Source organism: Stenotrophomonas sp., assembly GCF_031995405.1.
Taxonomy (GTDB): Bacteria; Pseudomonadota; Gammaproteobacteria; order Xanthomonadales; family Xanthomonadaceae; genus Stenotrophomonas.
On the sequence record NZ_DAMAGC010000002.1, the window covers coordinates 14,647 to 32,251 of the forward strand.

The window sequence follows — 17,605 nt, forward strand, 5'->3', positions numbered from 1 at the left end:
GGACGGCGGGAGGGGTCAGCGCGAAACGGTGGCGCTCAGGGCGCCAGCATCCACGTGTGTTCGCGATAGCCTGCGTAGCTGAGGTGATAGGTCACGGTGATGCGCTGATCGGCGGGATCGAACGGCAGCGCCAGACGCGCACCCGGATAGACGCTTTTCTCCAGCGCATGGGTGGTGCATTGATTGCGTGCGTCGCAGGCCTGGACGCCGGTGACGCCCAGGCGCACGTTGCCGGTGTTGTGCAGGTTCCGCCCATCGATACGCATGTCGGGCACTGGCTGCGCCGGGATGAGATGGACCAGCGCGCCCCACACCAGACTGACCCCGACGCTGGCACTGGCGGCATCGTCGGTGGGCACATCGGTCCCGGTTTCGTTGGGTGGCGCCACCCCTTCAAAGTACACGCGGTAGGCGGTTTCTTCGGTCACGGCCGCCAACGGGATGACCCTGACCAGGCGGTTGCCGCCGCCGGCAATCACGAACTTCGCTGGCGTTACCACGATGCCCTCGGTGTGGCCCGCTGCAACCTCGACTTCCTGTTCGTTCGCGGTGCCGGGATGCTCCATGCGCAGCACCCGGGTCTGCACGTACTGCACGCGCGGGGTCTGCGAATAAACGCGAATCTGTCCCCCGCGGTGGTCCTGTACCGGCAGCCGCATCGGGTGCACGCTGAGGTTGGCGGACGCCGGTGCCGCCAACGTGGCAGACAGCAGAAGGAGCACTGCGCGGCACCGGGCCAGCAGGTGGTTCATGGCGGAATCTCCGGACACGTTCATCGGGGCGAGCTCGTCGGCATGTTCATTTCGATGCGCAGCTTGCCTTCGTAATAGCCCTGGGCCTTGGACGATGCCGGCACGCGCGGCGTGCGCAGGGTCAGCGGCGTCGGGACGCAGTACACCGGCTGGGTCATGCCGGGGAGCACCACCAGGCGCAGTTGCGCGGTGTCGATTCCCGGCAGTCGTTCGGTTCGTACGTTGAGCATGGGCAGCATCGCGCCGCCGTAATCCAGGGTGATGTCGTAGTCGAGCCGCTCGCCCTCGTCCCCAGATCCGCCTTTGCGCCAGACCGAGTACATGCCTGCAGGCCGGCCCGGCGCCGGTGCACCGTCGTCGCGGATGTTCACCTCCAGGTACGGGCTCTGCGACCCGAGACCGTCATACAGGCACATGTCCAACCCGGCGGAACCTCCGATGCTGGGCGGGGAATGGATCGGGTTGTAGTCGATATTGAGGCCGACGTGCGGCGTGACCTGGTCGAACAGCGGGAAGTAGATGGCCGCGTTGTTGTGATCGGTGATGGTCAGGTCGAAGGTGAAGGTGTAGGTGGCAAGTACTGGACCAGCCGGATCAGCGCGCAGATTGAGTTGCAGCACTGCGTCCCATCGTCCTGCGACCAGCTTTTCCAGCTCATCGCCGTGGATCAACAAGGCGGCGCCCGTACCGGTCGCCGGATCGAAGCAACCAGCTCTTGCGGAGGTCCAGAACGGCCGAAACCCTACTTGCCAGAAGTCGTTGTTGCAGGTTCGGCCGCTTTCGGCTCGCTCGAGCCATCCAACAAGATTAACGTCAGTCCTTAATCCGCTTCTCCTCTCGACAAAGCGCAGCTGAATCGTTCCCGCTGTAGTGCTTGTTTCTGCCGTATCCACTACGGGACACCGGCCTCTCTCGGAATCGCCATCAGAAAGACAGGTTAGGTGAATCTCACCATAGCGATCAGCTTCATCACGTGTGTAACCCAGCACGGTGCGTGGAGACCAAAGCACGACATCTCCTGCGCCGCTTGATCTATCGTAGCTGAGCTCAATACGAAGCGATTCGCTCGTGGGGTGCTTTGTGATTGGCGCCTGGGCCCATGAGCCAGGCACGAATCCAAGCATCAACCCGATCAGTGGGATGAGCAGGTAAGTAGTCTTTCTCACAACCGCCCCCCCGCCACCGAAGGCACCCGTTCCATCAGCGCCTGCTCATGCAACAACCGCTGTACGCGCGCCTGCTGCTGGATCTTCGCCGGCAGGCGCTCCACCGCCAGCGGCCGGCAGCGCACCGCGCCAACCAGGAACACCACGCTGCGCTGCTCGCGCACCTGCAGCGGGCATTCCAGCAACCGGTTGGCCTGCAGCAGATACAGGGTCTTCTCGCGCTGTGGGAAGTCGGCAACGAAACCGCCGCCCCGGCCAATCGACGGCACCGGCGCATTGAGGATGCGGGCGCCCTCCAGCGCGTGGCCCTGGTCGTCGTGGGCGCTGCCGATGAAGGTGTAGGTCAGGTCGAGCGCGATGGGCATCATCATCAGCTTTCCGGGGGGCAGGAACAGGGAATGGCCGCTGCCGTGGCCGTCCACGCGCACGGCGGCGGCGATCTCGTGCGAGCTGACGTCCTGCACCTCGGCGTGTGTCAGGGTGTAGCTGGTCAGCGGCAGCAACCGGCGTTCGCCGAAGCGGAGTACGTGCCGACGCGAACCGGCCACGCGCACCTCGGCAGCCTGGCCGGTCAGTTCAAGGTCCTCGGGGCTTTCCACCTGGATCGCCACCCCCGCACCGCTGCCGTAGTCGCTGCCCCAGTAGAGGCCCGAGCGGGTCCAGGCGAATGAAGAACTGTGCGAGGCGCTGTAGGACATCTCGGAGCGCCCCGGCGAGTGGTAGCGCGACACGGTGGCCCCGGTGGTGCCGAAGCGGTCCTGCTGGCGCCCACCGACCAAGACACCCTGGGTCTGGTTGTTGCGTCCGTTGAGCTCGCCGTTGACTTCGCGGTAGCCGGCCGCGGTCTCCCAGCGGCGGCTCTGTGCGACGCGGTAGCTCACGTCCGACGCGTCATCGCGGCCGCGCTGCAGGTCCACGCCGAGGCGGTCCTGACGGGTGCTTGCTGGCGCCCTGACGATGCGTGACGCGGCGAGGTTGAGATATACGCCGTTGTCGCGCTGTGGGCCCTGGCCGCCCGCCGCGTTCTGGCGGAACACGCCGATGCGGGTGGAGAGGTTGAAGTCACCCCACAGATAGCCGCGGGTAAAGCTGGCCTGCAGGGTGCGCGTGAGCTGGGCCTGGCGCTCGCCAGGCGGCGGCAGCGGCGCGCCCGGATACGGCTCATCCAGCCACGGGAACGTATCGCGCCCGCGCTCCACCGTGTAGGACGTGCGCCGGGTGTAACCGAGGTAAAGGGTGCCGGCGACGAGCGGCATGGACAGCGAACCACTCAGCGCGTCGCTGCAACCCAGCGACTCGGCGGCCAGGTAGCTGCCTTGGCAGGCACCACCGCGCATCCGCTGGTGGTACACGTTGGCCGACACGTATCCGCGATAGCTGGCCTGCTGCTGCAGCCCATGGCTGCCGTCGTCGCCGCGTAGCACGGCGGCGTTGCCGTTGAATTCATGACGCCCCAGATATGCACGCCCTTCCAGGCGCACTTCCCCGTAGGCGGTGTTGTCGACAATGGCCGAGCCGGCGGTAAGCAGCAGGTTGCGGTACAGCGGCACGCGTACGCCTGCCTGCACCGCGCCGTTGCGTTCGCGCGCATCGCGGGAAAGCACGCGGCCGCCCTGCACGAACCACTGCGTGCTGCGATCGTCCCAGTTGGCCCCGGACTTGTTGAACGGCGCGTCTTCGCTGCGCACCAGCGTGCCGTCTTCGTAGATACGCAGGGTCACGATGTAGCTGCCGGCGGGGAAGCGGCTGGTATCCAGGTCGTGGATGCCGCCGTCCAGGTAGAACGTCTGCAGCAGGCGTTCTCCGTCGTAGGCGTCCACGCGCGCAGTGCGCCCGAGCAGCACCGTCATCGGGCTCCCCTGGCCGGCCACGGCGCGGTCCAGGTACGCCTGGGTGGTACCGAAGCGCAGGCCTTCGAAGCGGTCCAGCGGCAACATGCCAAAGGCGAAGTTGCCGCCCTGCGCGCTGGACAGGTTGCGCCGGTCCATGCGCCCCACTTGCACGTAATGCGTGCGCGCGATGTCCTGGCGCAGATAGAAATCGTTGAAGGCGAAGTCATCGCGGCCGCCGTAACCACGCGATTGCTGCCGGTTGTAGTTCCAGTCCAGGCCCAAGTGCGCACTGCGCAACAGGCCAAGTCGGCCGATGCCCTGTGCGGACAGGCTCTGGTAGCCCTTGCCACCGCTCACATTGAGGCTCTGCTGGTGCAGCAGTGCGTTGTGCGAGGCCTCGGTGGGCCGGTGGTAGGGATCCTGTTCGGCGCGCGCGTCGGGCAACCAGTGACGTGCCAGGAACAGGTTGAGCACGCCCTCGCTTTCATCGTGGATGACCGCGGCCTGGGTGGGGTCTTCAGGGGGCGGCAGATAGCCGCAGCCGGCATCGGCGGCCGCATGCTGGCAGGCCAGGTGACCGTTGCGCGGCAGCGTGGCCGACAGTGCCGGCAGCAGCGCGTCGCGCGCCTCGTCGGTCAGGTCGAGCGCAGCCAGCACCTGCGCAGGTTCGAGCAGGCGGACACCATCCGGGGTGACGTGCACCGGCCACAGTCCGGCCGAGCGGCCCATCAGGCGCACGTCCAGCTGCTCGGTCTGCCCGGCAACGAGATCTTCGAAGCCGGCCGGCACCGGACGCGCGGCCAGCGGGGCGCAGGCGATGACCAGCGACAGCGCGATCGCCAGGCGGGAATGGGAGAAGGGTTTCGTAGGCATGCGTGGTCTCCGCAGTGCAGCCGCCGTCCTGGCGGCTGCACCGTGGGAAGCACTGATCAGGGCTTCTGCGCCATGATCACGGTGACGATGCCCTTGTACTGGCCGCCGAAGGCGATGGCGCCCGGCGTCTTCTGGGCGATGGCCAGCGGCATGGTGACCGAGGCGCCTTCCAGGTCCGAGCCGGGGAACAGCACGGCGGCGGTGAAATCCTGGGCGGTGGTGGTCAGCTCGGTACCGTTGAGGCTGACCGCCAGCGGCACCGGCGTCGCGCCGACTGCGGCCACGTCGGGGGCCAGGGCAGCGTCTGCGCCCAGGCGAACCTGCACGTCCTTGGTGATGTCATTGGAGAAGATGCGGACCAGGTCGGTCCACGGCGTCAGGCCTGCGCCGGCGCCGGTGCCGGGGTTGCCTGCACGGTAGAACATCTCGACCGAGTCGCTCAGCGGCGTGCCATCGGCGCGCAGCAGCGAGAGGGTGGGATCGACGGTGGCCCACACGGTGATGTCGGTTTCGACGGCGTGGGCGGACAGCGAAGCACTGGCAAGAACGAGGGCCAGGATGGCCTTCTTATGGATGGTGAACATGATCTCTCCTGGGAGGGTGGGGTGCTGCTTCCATGGAGGAAGCGCTGTCGAAGTGGCCGGTGAGGGCGGTGACAGCGCAGTCATGCTAGTCAACGGAGCGTGAGAAGACCTACGCAACGATTCTTAAAAATCAATCAGTTAGGTGGATCTGGGACCGTGTTTCGGGTTCAACCTGGACGCAACGATTCCGATGCGGATTTGTCGCGACAGCGGGCCATGCGATCCGTACACTTCGCGCGTTTTCGCGATCCGGCCATTCGCGCCGATGGCGTCACTGCACGACGCACCCTGCCCTTTCGTTGTATCGATGCCGAACGGCTATCGATGCTCTTTATGCGCGCTGCGCAAAAACCCGACCCCTCGTCGGGGTTTTCGGCGATGGCGGAGACCGGCACCCGCGCCCACAGGCACGCTCGGAGACAAAAAAAAAACGCCCCGCGATGCGGGGCGTTCTTTCAGGCGCGTGGCCGGGGCAATCAGCCCGGGTAGTCGCGCACGTCACTGCCGGTGTAGACCTGGCGCGGACGGCCGATCTTCATTTCCGGATCGACCTGCTGTTCCAGCCAATGCGCGACCCAGCCGGACGTACGGCCAAGGGCGAACATGACGGTGAACATTTCAGTCGGGATCTGCAGCGCCTTGTAGATGATGCCGCTGTAGAAATCGACGTTCGGGTACAGCTTGCGGGCGACGAAGTAGTCGTCCTGCAGCGCGGCCTGTTCCAGCTTGACGGCCACGTCCAGCAACGGATCCTGCACGCCCAGCTGCTTGAGCACCTTGCCGGTCATCTCACCGATGACCTTGGCGCGCGGGTCGAAGTTCTTGTACACGCGGTGGCCGAAGCCCATCAGGCGGAAGCCGGAGGTCTTGTCCTTGGCCTTGAGCACGGCGGACTCGACGTTGTCGGCCGAACCGATCTCTTCCAGCATCTTCAGCACGGCTTCGTTGGCACCGCCGTGGGCCGGACCCCACAGCGCGGTAACGCCCGCGGCGACCGACGCATACGGGTTGGCACCGGTCGAGCCAACCAGGCGCACGGTCGAGGTCGAGGCGTTCTGCTCGTGGTCGGCGTGGAGGATGAACAGCAGGTCCAGCGCCTTGACCACGTCCTGGTTCAGCTCGTACTGGCCATCGGCCGACTCGAAGGTCTGCTTCAGGAAGCGGCTGACGTAATCCAGCGAGGTGTCCGGCTTGTTGGCCGGCAAGCCCTTGCCGTGGCGGTAGATCAAGGCCGACAGGGTCGGCACCTTGGCGATCAGGCGCACCGCGGCGTGGCGACGCTGTTCGGCGTCGGACAGGTCCAGCGAGGCGTGGTAGATACCCGACAGCTGCGCGATGGCGGCGGTCAGGATGGCCATCGGGTGGGCATCCTTGGCGAAGCTGCCGATCAGCGTGTTGATGGAATCATCGACGTTGGCCTCAGCCGCGAGCTCGTCGGTGAAGGCCTTCAACTGCTCGGCGCTCGGACGCTCGCCATTGATCAGCAGGTAGGCCACTTCGACGTAGCTGGACTTTTCCGAGAGCTGCTCGATCGGATAGCCGCGATACAGCAGCACGCCCTTGTCACCGTCGATATAGGTGATGGCGGACTTGCAGCTGGCGGTGGCGGTGAAGCCGGAGTCGTAAGTGAAGAGACCGGTTTCCTTGGTCAGCTTCGAGATATCGACGCAATCGTTGCCGAGCGTAGGTTTGATGACGGGCAAAACAACCGACGTTTCGCCGGCGTTGAGCGTGACCTGATCAAGATCGGACACTGTGTGCGCTCCTCGAGGGAAGGCGCCCACCCAAGCGCATGGGGCAGGCACGTGAAGGAAGTCCACGATCGTTATCGTGGATCCCGCTATTATCGCACAGCAACATTTTCGACGCCCTAGGACGGAAGTCGTAGACGCGCGTACAGCCATGCGTATGGAACCGCTGCGCCAGTAGCCGCAAGGGCTGCGCCGGAGGCGGACAACAACGTCCGGATGCAGCGTTCCGCCGGATACCGCATGCCCGCCAGCTGGCGTTCAGACAGACCCGGGTTGCCAGTGTTTCGCGCACACAAAAAAACAACGGCCGCCAGGGCGACCGTTGTTTTCATGCAACTGCAGCGACAACTCAGGCTGCGGTCGGCGCCGGCTTGCCGAAACGCTTCTGGAACTTGTCGATACGGCCGCTGGTGTCGATCACCTTGTGCTTGCCCGTGTAGAACGGATGCGAAGCCGAGGAGATTTCCACCTTGACGAGCGGGTACTCGTTGCCGTCTTCCCACTTGACCGTGTCCTTGGTGGACATGGTCGAACGGGTCAGGATCTTGAAATCAGAGGTAACGTCGTGGAAAACCACGTCGCGGTAAACAGGATGAGTATCGGCCTTCATGGGCGCGCACCGTAATAAGGGCTGGTGATCAAGAGCGGCATTATAGCCCCGGATGCCGCGAAGGGCAAGCCGGGGTCATCAACCGTGCGAAAGGTCCGCCGCAGCGGCGTCGTCAGACGCCGAGTGCCGCCCGGACCTGGGCCTCAAAGCGCCCTTGGTCGTAGGCCATCAGCAGCTGGGTGTTGTCCGGCTGCCCGGTCTGGCGGTTCCAGTCGACAATGGTAGCACCTCGGCTGTGCACGCCGGCCAGTTCGACGTTCAGCGGGCGCGACTCGACCCGCAGCGCGCCCTCGGGCTGCAGCGCCCAGGCCATGGCCAGGGCATCGGCGGCAAACCAGCGCTCGCCGCGGCTGTCTTCGGACCACAGGCGGGTCTGGCGGGAGATCAATTCGTAGAAGCGGGCCTTGTCGCTGTCGGCGGCCAGCCACTGCTCCACGTCGGCATGCAGCAGGCCATGGGCGACGGTGGCTTCCCAGTCGGCCACTTCGATGTGCGGGAAACCGGTGAACACGATGTGCGCCGCTTCCGGGTCGAAGGCGATGTTGAACTCGGCCGCTGGGGTGATGTTGCCGTGGCAGGTCACGGCCCCGCCCATCACCAGGAAGCGCTTCACGCGCTGCGGCAGGGTCGGGTCCAGCTTCAGGGCCAGGGCCAGGTTGGTGAGCGGGCCGAGGGCGACCAGGAACAGCTCGCCGGCGTACTCGTGCGACAGGCGCAGGATCGCCAGGGCGGCGTGTTCGGCCTCGGCCTGGCGCTTGGCGGCCGGCAGGTTCACATCGCCGAAGCCGTCGGCACCATGCACGTGGGCGGCATCGACCGACGGGTGCAGGAGCGGATCGGGAGTACCGGCGTAGACCGGCACGTCTTCGCGGCCAGCCACTTCGCACAGTTTCAGGGCGTTGCGAACCGTGTGGTCCAGGCCGACGTTGCCGGCGGCGATGGTCAGGCCGACGATGTCGTGGCGTTCATCGGCGAAGGCCATCAACAGGGCCAGGGCATCATCGACACCCGGGTCGGTGTCGATCAACAGCGGAATCTTCTTGCTCATCGTTGCCGTCTTGATAATCGGCAAGGGACTTTCGCACCCTGTCATGACAAATACAAGGCGGAGGCTGTCCGTGGCTGCTGCCGCTTCAATTGATCCAGTCGCGACCGGAGGGAACCAGCCGGAACATTCACGTCGTCAGTGGCGTTGGCGCCAGGCGGGGAACGCTATGCCGACGCGTAGCGCACGGCCGTGCCGATCCAACGCCGCACCACCTTGTCGGCCACGTCCGGGGCATCGGCCAGCAGCCGCTCGGCCAGGTCATGCACGCCCGGCAACAGGTCCGCATCACGGGCCAGGTCGGCCATGCGGAAGCCGGCCAGGCCGGTCTGCCGGGTGCCCAGCAGTTCGCCGGGGCCACGCAGCTCCAGGTCCTTCTCGGCGATGAGGAAGCCGTCGTTGGTCTGGCGCATGGTTTCGAGCCGCTCGCGCGCCATGTTCGACAACGGCGCCTGGTACAGCAGTACGCAGCGCGAGACCGCCGAGCCGCGCCCTACCCGCCCGCGCAACTGGTGCAACTGGGCCAGGCCGAGGCGCTCGGCGTTCTCGATGATCATCAGCGACGCATTGGGCACGTCCACACCGACTTCGATCACGGTGGTGGCCACCAGCAGGTCGATCTGTCCGGCCTTGAAGGCCACCATGGTGGCCAGTTTTTCGCTCGCCTTCAGCCGCCCGTGCACCAGGCCCACGCGCACGCCCGGCAGCAGCGCCTGCAGCGATTCGAACGTGGCCTGGGCCGGGGTGGCGTCCAGCTCTTCGCTCTCCTCGATCAGCGTGCACACCCAGTACACCTGCTGCCCTTCGCGGCACGCCACGGCGATACGTTCGATCAGTTCCGGGCGACGGTCATTGTTGAGCGCGACGGTCTGCACCGGGGTGCGGCCCGGCGGCAGTTCATCGATGGCCGAGACATCCAGGTCGGCGTACTCGGACATCGCCAACGTGCGCGGAATCGGCGTGGCCGTCATCACCAACTGGTGCGGCACGCTGCGCCCGTCCGCGCCCTTGTCGCGCAACGCCAGCCGCTGATGCACGCCGAAGCGGTGCTGCTCATCGACGATGGCCAGCGCCAGGTCCTTGAACACCACGCTGTCCTGCATCAACGCATGCGTGCCGACCACCACCTGCGCCTCGCCCGAGGCGACCTCGGCCAGCACCCGGGTGCGCGCCTTGCCAGTGACCTTGCCGGCCAGCCAGGCGGTACGCACACCCAGCGGCTCCAGCCAGGCGCGCAGGTTGTTCAGGTGCTGCTCGGCGAGCAGTTCGGTCGGCGCAGCCAGGGCAACCTGCTTGCCCCGCTCCACCGCCAACATCGCCGCCAGCGCGGCCACCACCGTCTTGCCCGAGCCGACGTCGCCCTGCACGAGACGCAGCATCGGATGTGCCTTGGCCAGGTCCTTGCGGATCTGCTCGAACACGCGCTGCTGCGCGCCGGTAAGCTGGAACGGCAGGCTGTCGCGCAGCTGTTTGACCAGTGCGCCGGGCCCACGCAGCGACGGCGCGTGGTGCGCCTGCAACGCCATGCGCTGGCGGCGCAGGCTGAGGTGATGGGCCAACAATTCTTCAATCGCCAGCCGCCGTTGTGCCGGGTGCCGGCCGGCGGCCAACGCGGCCAGATCGGCATCCGGCGGCGGCCGGTGCACGGTCAGCAGCGCACTGCGCAGCGACGGCAGCCCCATCCCGGACAACCAGCCGGGCGGCAGCAGTTCCAGCGTGGATTCTTCCGGCAACCGATCCAGCGCCAGCCCGATGAACCGGCGCATCGTGGCCGGCCCGACGCCCTCGACCGCCGGATAGACCGGGTCGAGGCTGTCGCCGAGTTCGTCATCGTCGTTGCTGCCCATCACCCGGTAGCTGGGGTGGACAATTTCCAGCCCGAGATGCCCCGGCTTGGCGGTGCCATAGCAGCGGATCCGCGTGCCGACGGCAAACTGCGACACCTGCTGGGCGCGGAAGTGGAAAAACCGCAACACCAGGGTGCCGTAGGAATCATCTTCGATGGCGACCTTGAGCACCGGCCGACCACGAAAACCGCGCTCGACCGCACTCACCCGCCCCTCCACCTGTGCCGCCACACCCGGCTGCAACCGGGCGATGGTGGTCAGGCGGGTGCGGTCTTCATACCGTAACGGCAGGTGCAGCCAGAGATCCTGGAGCGAGGACAGGCCACGGGCCACCAGCTTGGCGGCCACCGCCGGACCGATCCCGGAAAGCATCGACAACGATGCTTCCCCGGCCGCGGCCAGCGCCGGTGCAGGAGCCCGTGACCGCGCCACGTCAGGCCTGGTCGAGCACCATCACCGCATCGACTTCGAAGTTGGCACCCTTGGGCAGGCCGGACACTTCGATCGTGGAGCGGGCCGGGAACGGCGCCTTGAAGTAGTCCTGCATGACCGCATTGACCTTGGCGAACTCGGCCAGATCGGTCAGGTACAGGCCCAGACGCACGATCTGGTCCAGCGAACCGCCGGCTTCTTCGGCCACGGCTTTGAGGTTGTCGAACGCGCGGCGCGCCTGCGCCTCGATATCGCCGGCACCGACGATGTCACCAGTGGCCGGGTCCAGCGGAATCTGGCCGGAGAAATATACGGTATTGCCGGCACGCACGGCCTGCGAGTACGGACCGATCGCGGCCGGTGCCTTGGCGCTGGTGATGATCTGACGGGACATGGAAGCTCCACGATTCAAAAGGGGGAGCGTGATTGTAGCGCCGAAGCCGCGATCGGAGCCGGGATCAACGCCGCGATCACCGCCACGATCAACACCACGATCCACGGTAGAGCCGACCGTTGGTCGGCTGACTGGAGAATGACGAAGACGGTTGGCCGGCCGGCCAACCATGTGTCGATCATCGCCACATGGTGTGCGTGCAGCCGACCAACGGTCGGCTCTACCGGCCGACGTCTGACGGGGCGCGGTTTATTGCCTTCGGACCGACTGCACCCCCGACAACCGCCGCAGCCTGCGCATCACCTCGGCCAGATGGTTGCGGTCGCGCACCTGGATGTTGAACGCCAGCACCGCCGCGTTGAAATCGCGATCCAGGTAATCCACCCGCTCGATGTTGGAGTGGCTCTGCGCGATTGCCGCTGCCAGCTGCGCCAACACGCCCGTCCCGTTCTCCACTTCCACCACCAGCGCCGTATCGTAGTCGCCCGACACCGTCGTATCCCACCCGATCGGCACCCAGCGCTCCGGCGACTTGCGCAGCTCCGCCAGGTTCGGACAGTCCAGACGATGCACCACGATGCCCTTGCCGGCCGTGTGGTAGCCCATGATGTCGTCGCCCGGAATCGGCTGGCAGCAGTTGGCGAAGCTCACCACCCCGCGCTCGCTGCCGTTGATCAGGATCTTCTCCTGCGAATGCTTCGAGTGCGCGCCACCGCGCAGCTCCGCGTAGGCCATCAACGCCTGCGCCGCCTGGTTCGGCATCCAGTTGCCCAGTGCCACTTCCGCCAGCAACGCCTCCAGGCGCGGATACCGGTGCTCGGCCAGGAACGCGTCCAGCCGCCCCTTCGGCAACCGCTCCAGCGAACTGTCCATCGCCTCCAGCGCGCGATCCAGCATCCGATGGCCCAGCTGCACCGCATCCTCATGCTCCAGCTGCTTGAGCTGGTGACGGATCGCCGTGCGCGCCTTGGAGCTGACCACGAACTCCAGCCACTGCGGCTTCGGCGTGGCCGAGCGCGCCGTGATCACTTCCACCGTCTGCCCGCTCACCAGCTTGGTACGCAACGGCACCAGCTTCTTGTCCACCCGCGAGGCCACCGCCATGTTGCCCACGTCGGTATGCACCGCGTAGGCGAAGTCCAGCGCCGTGGAATTGCGCGGCAGGGCCAGGATCTTGCCCTTCGGCGTGAACAGATAGACCTCGTCGGGGAACAGATCGACCTTGACGTTGTCCAGGAATTCCAGCGACGAACCGGCCGCACGCTGCGAATCGATCAGCTCCACGATCCACGCATGCGCGCGGCTCTGCGCGCTGTTGGGCGAATCGCCGCCGAACTTGTAGGTCCAGTGCGCGGCCACGCCACGTTCGGCGATCAGGTCCATTTCCTCGGTGCGGATCTGCACCTCGATCGGCGAACCGTACGGCCCGAACAGCACCGTGTGCAGCGACTGGTAGCCGTTGGCCTTGGGGATCGCGATGAAATCGCGGAAGCGCCCATCCAGCGGCTTGAAGGTGGCATGCACCGCGCCGAGCGCGTGATAGGCGCTGGGCACGTTGCGCACGACCAGGCGGAAGCCGAACACGTCCATGACCTGGTCGAAGGATTTGTTCTCGTCGTGCATCTTGTTGTAGATGCTCCACGGGGTCTTGATGCGGCTGACCAGGCGGTGCTCCAGCCCCTCCTTGGCCAGGCGCTGGCTCAGCTGCACTTCCACCTGCGCCATCGCCTCGCGGCGCACCACCGGCTGGCTGCGGATGTGTTTTTCCAGGATCGCGTGGCGCCACGGGTACAGCGCCTTGAAGCCCAGGTTCTGCAGCTCGCTCTTGACCAGGCTCATGCCCAGCCGCTGCGCGATGGGCGCGTAGATCTCCAGCGTTTCGCGGGCGATGCGGCCACGCGCTTCGCGGCTCTGCGCGCCCAGCGTGCGCATGTTGTGCAGGCGGTCGGCCAGCTTGATCATGATCACGCGCAGATCGCGCGACATCGCCAGCAGCATCTTGCGGAAGCTCTCGGCGGCCGCTTCCTGGCGGTCGCGGAACTTCAGCTTGTCCAGCTTGGTCACCCCATCCACCAGCTCGGCCACCGCTTCGCCGAACTCGGCGGCCAGCTCTTCGCGGGTCAGCGGGGTGTCTTCGATGGTGTCGTGCAGGATCGCGGCGATCAGTGCTTCCACGTCCAGGCCCAGCTCGGCCAGCACCTGCGCCACGGCGACCGGATGGGTGATGTAGGGCTCGCCGGACTTGCGGGTCTGCCCGGCATGCGCGGAGGCACCGACTTCCCAGGCGCGGCGCAGCAACGGCAGTTGCTCGGGCGGCAGGTAATGCGCTGCGCGTTCGAGCTGGAGGACATAGTCGGGTACGGCCGCGCCGGGGGGCGAGGCGACCTTGGCAGTGGGGCCTGGGTTCATGGCTGGAAGACTATGCCAGCGGCGGGATAACGGCAAACATCTGAACAGGGATCGGCGCCGCGATTTGCCACGCCCAAACGCAGAACAGCCCGCCAGGGGCGGGCTGTTCGCGCAACAACGAACGATCGGGTGCGATCAGTCGTCGTTCTTGGACATGTCTTCGTCGGCGACGACTTCGGCAGCGGCCCATTCCAGTGCTTCACGCTCGGCACGCTCGCGCTCGGCCTTCTCGACTTCGTCGATCAGGGCGTTGTCGATCTTGCGGGCGGCAATTTCGCGCAGCGCCAGCACGGTCGGCTTGTCTTCGGTTTCGCTGTTGTCCAGGGTGGCCTGGACGCCATTGGCCAGCTGACGGGCGCGCTTGGACGCCATCATGACCAGTTCGAAACGGTTGTTCACGACTTCCAGACAATCTTCTACGGTGATGCGGGCCATGCGGGCTCCCGGCAGCCGGTGAGGGCTGCTCAATCGAATGAGGGAAAGGGGACGGATTGTACCGGCCAGGACTGGACAAAATCAAGCCAACCGGTTAGCAGCCCTTTGAGAATCAGTCAGTTGTGGCCGTTTCCTGGGTCAGCAGGGCCTGGATGAGGCCCGCGTGGCGGACCTTCTGGGCCTCCCGGCGCAGTCGGCTGGCGGTGAAGATGGCACAGAGTTCGTCCACGGCGGTCTCGAAGACTTCGTTGACGATCACGTAGTCGAAGTCGTTGAAATGCAGCATTTCTTCACGCGCGGCGGCCAGGCGCTGGGCGATCACCGCCTCGCTGTCCTGCCCCCGCTTGCGCATGCGGTCCTGAAGGGCCTGCCTGGACGGCGGCAGGATGAACACCGTCACCGTGCCCGGCACCAACTGGCGGACCTGCTGGGCACCCTGCCAGTCGATCTCCAGCAGCACGTCCTGGCCGGCGGCCAGCTGCGGCTCCACCGACTGGCGCGCGGTGCCCTTCCAGTCGCCATGCACCCAGGCATGCTCGAAGAAGTCGCCGGCGGCGATCATCCGCTCGAACTCCGGCGCGCTGACGAAGTGGTAGTGCTCGCCGTTGATCTCCCCCGGGCGCGTGGCCCGCGAAGTGAACGAGATCGACAGCGCGATCTGCGGGTCGCGCGCCAGGGTGGCATTGACGATGCTGCTCTTGCCGGCCCCGGAAGGGGCGGCCACGATGTACAGCGTGCCGCGTGCGGGCTCGGCGGTCGGCGTGGGCTGGCTGCTCATTCGATGTTCTGCACCTGTTCGCGGATCTGGTCGATCAGCACCTTCAGTTCGACGGCGGCGTTGGAGGTACGGCTGTCCACCGACTTGGAGCCCAGCGTATTGGCTTCGCGGTTGAACTCCTGCAGCAGGAAGTCCAGGCGGCGGCCGACCGGCTCGCGCTGGGTGAACACCCGGCGGATCTCCACGATATGGCTGCCCAGGCGGTCCAGTTCCTCGTCCACGTCCAGCTTCTGCAGCCACATCACCAACTCCTGCTCGGCACGGCCGGGATCGACCGGGTGCGGCAGGTCGGCCAGGCGCGCAGCCAGCTTGGTGCGCTGGCCCTCGCGGATCAGCGGGATCAGCGTGGTGACCTCGGCAGCGATCCGCTCGACCCCATCCACGCGTTCCTGGATGGCGGCGGCCAGCTTGTCGCCTTCACGCTCGCGCGCGGCGACGAAGCCGTCCAGGGTGGCATCGAGCAGGGCCAGCGCTTCAGCATGCAGCGCAGCGGCGTCGACCGCCTCGCCCTGCATCACCCCGGGCAGCTGCAGCAGTTCGGTGAAGCTCACCTGCAGGCTGGGGAAGCCGGGCGACAGGCGGGTGGCCAGCGTGCCGAGCTGGGCCAGCAGCGCATCGTTGACCACCAGCGCACCGGTCACCTCCGGGGCGCGCAGGCGCATGACCAGGTCGATCTTGCCGCGGCTGCAGCGGGAAGCGACGCGCTCGCGCAGTTGCGGCTCCAACGCACGCAGTTCGTCGGGCAGGCGCACGCCCACCTCCAGGAACCGGTGGTTGACCGAACGCAGCTCGCAGGCCAGCGTGCCCCAACGGGTGGCGCGCTCGCCGTTGGCATAGGCGGTCATGCTTCGAATCATGCGGGTTTCCGGTGCTCTCAAAGTGCAAATGGTACCCTAGCGGTCTCCTTGCGACCTGCTCGCCTGCCGGTCCTCCGGTCCGGGCGCGGTCCTGCATCCCCTGACTTACCGGAAGCCAAGCATGTCCGATTCCCGTCCCAGCGGCCGCCAGGCCGACCAGCTGCGCGAAGTGCGCATCGAACGCGCCTTCACCCGCCACGCCGAGGGCTCGGTGCTGGTCAGCTTCGGTGAAACCCGCGTGCTGTGCACCGCCAGCGTGGAAAACCGCGTGCCCGGCTTCCTGCGCGGCAAGGGGGAAGGCTGGGTCACCGCCGAGTACGGCATGCTGCCGCGCTCCACCCACACCCGCAACGACCGCGAAGCGGCGCGTGGCAAGCAGGGCGGCCGCACCCTGGAGATCCAGCGCCTGATCGGCCGCACCCTGCGCGCCTGCATCGATCGTGGCGCCCTGGGGGAGCGCACCATCACCCTGGACTGCGACGTGCTGCAGGCCGACGGCGGCACCCGCACCGCGGCCATCACCGGTGCCTACGTGGCCCTGGTCGATGCGGTCAACTTCCTGCTCAAGCGCGGCGACATCAAGCGCAACCCGATCTTCGGCGCGGTCGCGGCGGTGTCGGTGGGCGTGTATCGCGGCACCCCGGTGCTGGACCTGGACTACGCCGAAGACAGCGACTGCGACACCGACATGAACGTGGTCATGAACGACGGCGGGGGCTTCATCGAACTGCAGGGCACCGCCGAAGGCCATGCCTTCCGTCGCGATGAACTGGACGCGTTGCTGCTGCTGGCCGAGAAGGGCATCAAGGATCTGTTCGCGGCACAGCAGGCCGCCCTGGCGTCTGCATGAACCGTCGCATCGCCCTGACCACCCTGGTGGTGGCCGACTATGACGAGGCCATCGCCTGGTACACCGGCAAGCTCGGCTTCGCCCTGATCGATGACATCGACCAGGGCAACAAGCGCTGGGTGGTGGTCGGGCCGACCGACGGCAGTGGCGCCGCCCTGCTGCTGGCGCGCGCCAGCACCGATGAACAGCGCACCCGGATCGGCAACCAGACCGGCGGCCGGGTCGGCTTCTTCCTGAACACCGACGATTTCTGGCGCGACCACGCGGCCATGACCGCGCAGGGCGTCGAATTCCTCGAAACCCCGCGCGAAGAGGCTTACGCCACCGTCGCGGTGTTCCGCGACCTGTACGGCAACACCTGGGATCTGCTGGAGCCGAAAGAATGAAACTTGTCCTGGCCAGCGGCAACGCCGGCAAACTCAAGGAACTGCAGGCCATGCTCGGCGACCTGCCGCTGCAGATCGTGGCGCAGGGCGAGCTGGGCGTCAGCGATGTGCCGGAAACCGGCCTGACCTTCGTCGAGAACGCGCTGATCAAGGCGCGCCACGCCTGCCAGAGCACCGGCCTGCCGGCGCTGGCCGACGACTCGGGCCTGATCGTGGATGCGCTCGATGGCGCGCCGGGCCTGTACAGCGCGCGCTATGCCGGCAGCCCGACCAACGATGCGGCCAACAACGCCAAGCTGCTGGACGCGATGCGGCAGGTCCCGGCCGAGCGCCGCAGCGCCCGCTTCTATGCGGTGATCGTGCTGCTGCGCCATGCCAACGACCCGCAGCCGCTGATCTGCGAAGGCAGCTGGGAAGGGGTGATCCTGGACGAGCTGCGCGGCAGCCACGGCTTCGGTTACAACCCGGTGTTCCTGGACCCCACGCTCGGCCTGACTGCGGCGGAAATGGAACCGGCACGCAAGAACGCCATCAGTCATCGCGCCATCGCCCTGCAGCTGCTCAGGCAGAAGCTGCCCGCCCTGCTGTGATGCCTACACCGATG

General features: G+C 66.6%; 16 protein-coding genes. 3 read left to right on the plus strand and 13 right to left on the minus strand.

Annotation, left to right across the window (positions count from 1 at the left end):
• Positions 1 to 35 precede the first annotated feature (35 nt).
• The 13 genes from RTO53_RS00560 to RTO53_RS00620 form a co-directional block, all read right to left on the minus strand.
• On the minus strand, positions 36 to 752 hold the full coding sequence (locus RTO53_RS00560) for a pilus assembly protein (RefSeq protein ID WP_312235956.1): 717 nt from the start codon (positions 750 to 752) through the stop codon (positions 36 to 38).
• Between the two features lie 20 nt (positions 753 to 772).
• Positions 773 to 1,645, minus strand: coding sequence for a CfaE/CblD family pilus tip adhesin (locus RTO53_RS00565; protein ID WP_312235957.1), 873 nt, complete (start codon positions 1,643 to 1,645; stop codon positions 773 to 775).
• Positions 1,646 to 1,914: 269 nt separating this feature from the next.
• Complete coding sequence (locus RTO53_RS00570; RefSeq protein WP_312235958.1) at positions 1,915 to 4,623, minus strand: TcfC E-set like domain-containing protein; 2,709 nt, start codon at positions 4,621 to 4,623, stop codon at positions 1,915 to 1,917.
• A gap of 56 nt (positions 4,624 to 4,679) precedes the next feature.
• The gene (locus RTO53_RS00575; protein ID WP_312235959.1) at positions 4,680 to 5,207 is read right to left on the minus strand and encodes a CS1 type fimbrial major subunit; all 528 of its coding nucleotides are present in this window, start codon (positions 5,205 to 5,207) and stop codon (positions 4,680 to 4,682) included.
• A 476-nt stretch (positions 5,208 to 5,683) separates the two neighbouring features.
• Entirely contained in the window at positions 5,684 to 6,961 is a 1,278-nt protein-coding gene (locus tag RTO53_RS00580; RefSeq protein WP_312235960.1) for a citrate synthase, read from the minus strand.
• A 346-nt stretch (positions 6,962 to 7,307) separates the two neighbouring features.
• Positions 7,308 to 7,568: a type B 50S ribosomal protein L31 gene (locus RTO53_RS00585; RefSeq protein WP_256776042.1), complete on the minus strand. Its 261-nt coding sequence runs from the start codon at positions 7,566 to 7,568 to the stop codon at positions 7,308 to 7,310.
• 112 nt (positions 7,569 to 7,680) lie between these two features.
• Positions 7,681 to 8,616: a nucleoside hydrolase gene (locus tag RTO53_RS00590; protein WP_312235961.1), complete on the minus strand. Its 936-nt coding sequence runs from the start codon at positions 8,614 to 8,616 to the stop codon at positions 7,681 to 7,683.
• Positions 8,617 to 8,780: 164 nt separating this feature from the next.
• Entirely contained in the window at positions 8,781 to 10,892 is a 2,112-nt protein-coding gene (gene recG, locus RTO53_RS00595; RefSeq protein WP_312235962.1) for an ATP-dependent DNA helicase RecG, read from the minus strand.
• Position 10,893: 1 nt separating this feature from the next.
• Positions 10,894 to 11,286, minus strand: a complete 393-nt coding sequence (locus tag RTO53_RS00600; protein ID WP_312235963.1) for a RidA family protein — start codon at positions 11,284 to 11,286, stop codon at positions 10,894 to 10,896.
• 249 nt (positions 11,287 to 11,535) lie between these two features.
• Positions 11,536 to 13,695, minus strand: coding sequence for a bifunctional (p)ppGpp synthetase/guanosine-3',5'-bis(diphosphate) 3'-pyrophosphohydrolase (locus RTO53_RS00605; RefSeq protein WP_312235964.1), 2,160 nt, complete (start codon positions 13,693 to 13,695; stop codon positions 11,536 to 11,538).
• Between the two features lie 135 nt (positions 13,696 to 13,830).
• A complete protein-coding gene (gene rpoZ / locus RTO53_RS00610) occupies positions 13,831 to 14,130 on the minus strand; it encodes a DNA-directed RNA polymerase subunit omega (RefSeq protein ID WP_005410877.1) in 300 nt (99 codons plus the stop codon).
• 112 nt (positions 14,131 to 14,242) lie between these two features.
• Positions 14,243 to 14,908 carry a guanylate kinase gene (gene gmk / locus RTO53_RS00615; RefSeq protein WP_312235965.1) on the minus strand — a complete coding sequence of 222 codons (666 nt, stop codon included), beginning with the start codon at positions 14,906 to 14,908 and terminating at the stop codon, positions 14,243 to 14,245.
• Positions 14,905 to 15,765 carry a YicC/YloC family endoribonuclease gene (locus RTO53_RS00620; RefSeq protein WP_312235966.1) on the minus strand — a complete coding sequence of 287 codons (861 nt, stop codon included), beginning with the start codon at positions 15,763 to 15,765 and terminating at the stop codon, positions 14,905 to 14,907. Before RTO53_RS00620 ends, gmk begins: the two co-directional genes overlap by 4 nt.
• A 121-nt stretch (positions 15,766 to 15,886) precedes the next feature.
• Between RTO53_RS00620 and rph the strand changes: the two genes are divergently transcribed.
• Genes rph through rdgB form a run of 3 tightly spaced genes read left to right on the plus strand, consistent with a single transcriptional unit; the run spans position 15,887 to position 17,591 of the window.
• Positions 15,887 to 16,615 carry a ribonuclease PH gene (rph, locus tag RTO53_RS00625; RefSeq protein WP_256776035.1) on the plus strand — a complete coding sequence of 243 codons (729 nt, stop codon included), beginning with the start codon at positions 15,887 to 15,889 and terminating at the stop codon, positions 16,613 to 16,615.
• Positions 16,612 to 17,001, plus strand: a complete 390-nt coding sequence (locus RTO53_RS00630; protein ID WP_312235967.1) for a VOC family protein — start codon at positions 16,612 to 16,614, stop codon at positions 16,999 to 17,001. The genes rph and RTO53_RS00630 overlap by 4 nt, the downstream gene beginning before the upstream one ends.
• Complete coding sequence (rdgB, locus tag RTO53_RS00635) at positions 16,998 to 17,591, plus strand: RdgB/HAM1 family non-canonical purine NTP pyrophosphatase (protein WP_312235968.1); 594 nt, start codon at positions 16,998 to 17,000, stop codon at positions 17,589 to 17,591. The genes RTO53_RS00630 and rdgB overlap by 4 nt, the downstream gene beginning before the upstream one ends.
• Positions 17,592 to 17,605: the final 14 nt, after the last annotated feature.

What these genes read in the sequence shown, in the direction of transcription:
- RTO53_RS00560 (WP_312235956.1), bottom strand. Translation starts at nt 752, where the DNA reads ATGAACCACCTGCTGGCCCGGTGCCGCGCAGTGCTCCTTCTGCTGTCT.
- RTO53_RS00570 (WP_312235958.1), bottom strand. Translation starts at nt 4,623, where the DNA reads ATGCCTACGAAACCCTTCTCCCATTCCCGCCTGGCGATCGCGCTGTCG.
- RTO53_RS00575 (WP_312235959.1), bottom strand. Translation starts at nt 5,207, where the DNA reads ATGTTCACCATCCATAAGAAGGCCATCCTGGCCCTCGTTCTTGCCAGT.
- RTO53_RS00585 (WP_256776042.1), bottom strand. Translation starts at nt 7,568, where the DNA reads ATGAAGGCCGATACTCATCCTGTTTACCGCGACGTGGTTTTCCACGAC.
- RTO53_RS00590 (WP_312235961.1), bottom strand. Translation starts at nt 8,616, where the DNA reads ATGAGCAAGAAGATTCCGCTGTTGATCGACACCGACCCGGGTGTCGAT.
- RTO53_RS00600 (WP_312235963.1), bottom strand. Translation starts at nt 11,286, where the DNA reads ATGTCCCGTCAGATCATCACCAGCGCCAAGGCACCGGCCGCGATCGGT.
- RTO53_RS00605 (WP_312235964.1), bottom strand. Translation starts at nt 13,695, where the DNA reads ATGAACCCAGGCCCCACTGCCAAGGTCGCCTCGCCCCCCGGCGCGGCC.
- rpoZ (WP_005410877.1), bottom strand. Translation starts at nt 14,130, where the DNA reads ATGGCCCGCATCACCGTAGAAGATTGTCTGGAAGTCGTGAACAACCGT.
- gmk (WP_312235965.1), bottom strand. Translation starts at nt 14,908, where the DNA reads ATGAGCAGCCAGCCCACGCCGACCGCCGAGCCCGCACGCGGCACGCTG.
- RTO53_RS00620 (WP_312235966.1), bottom strand. Translation starts at nt 15,765, where the DNA reads ATGATTCGAAGCATGACCGCCTATGCCAACGGCGAGCGCGCCACCCGT.
- rph (WP_256776035.1), top strand. Translation starts at nt 15,887, where the DNA reads ATGTCCGATTCCCGTCCCAGCGGCCGCCAGGCCGACCAGCTGCGCGAA.
- RTO53_RS00630 (WP_312235967.1), top strand. Translation starts at nt 16,612, where the DNA reads ATGAACCGTCGCATCGCCCTGACCACCCTGGTGGTGGCCGACTATGAC.
- rdgB (WP_312235968.1), top strand. Translation starts at nt 16,998, where the DNA reads ATGAAACTTGTCCTGGCCAGCGGCAACGCCGGCAAACTCAAGGAACTG.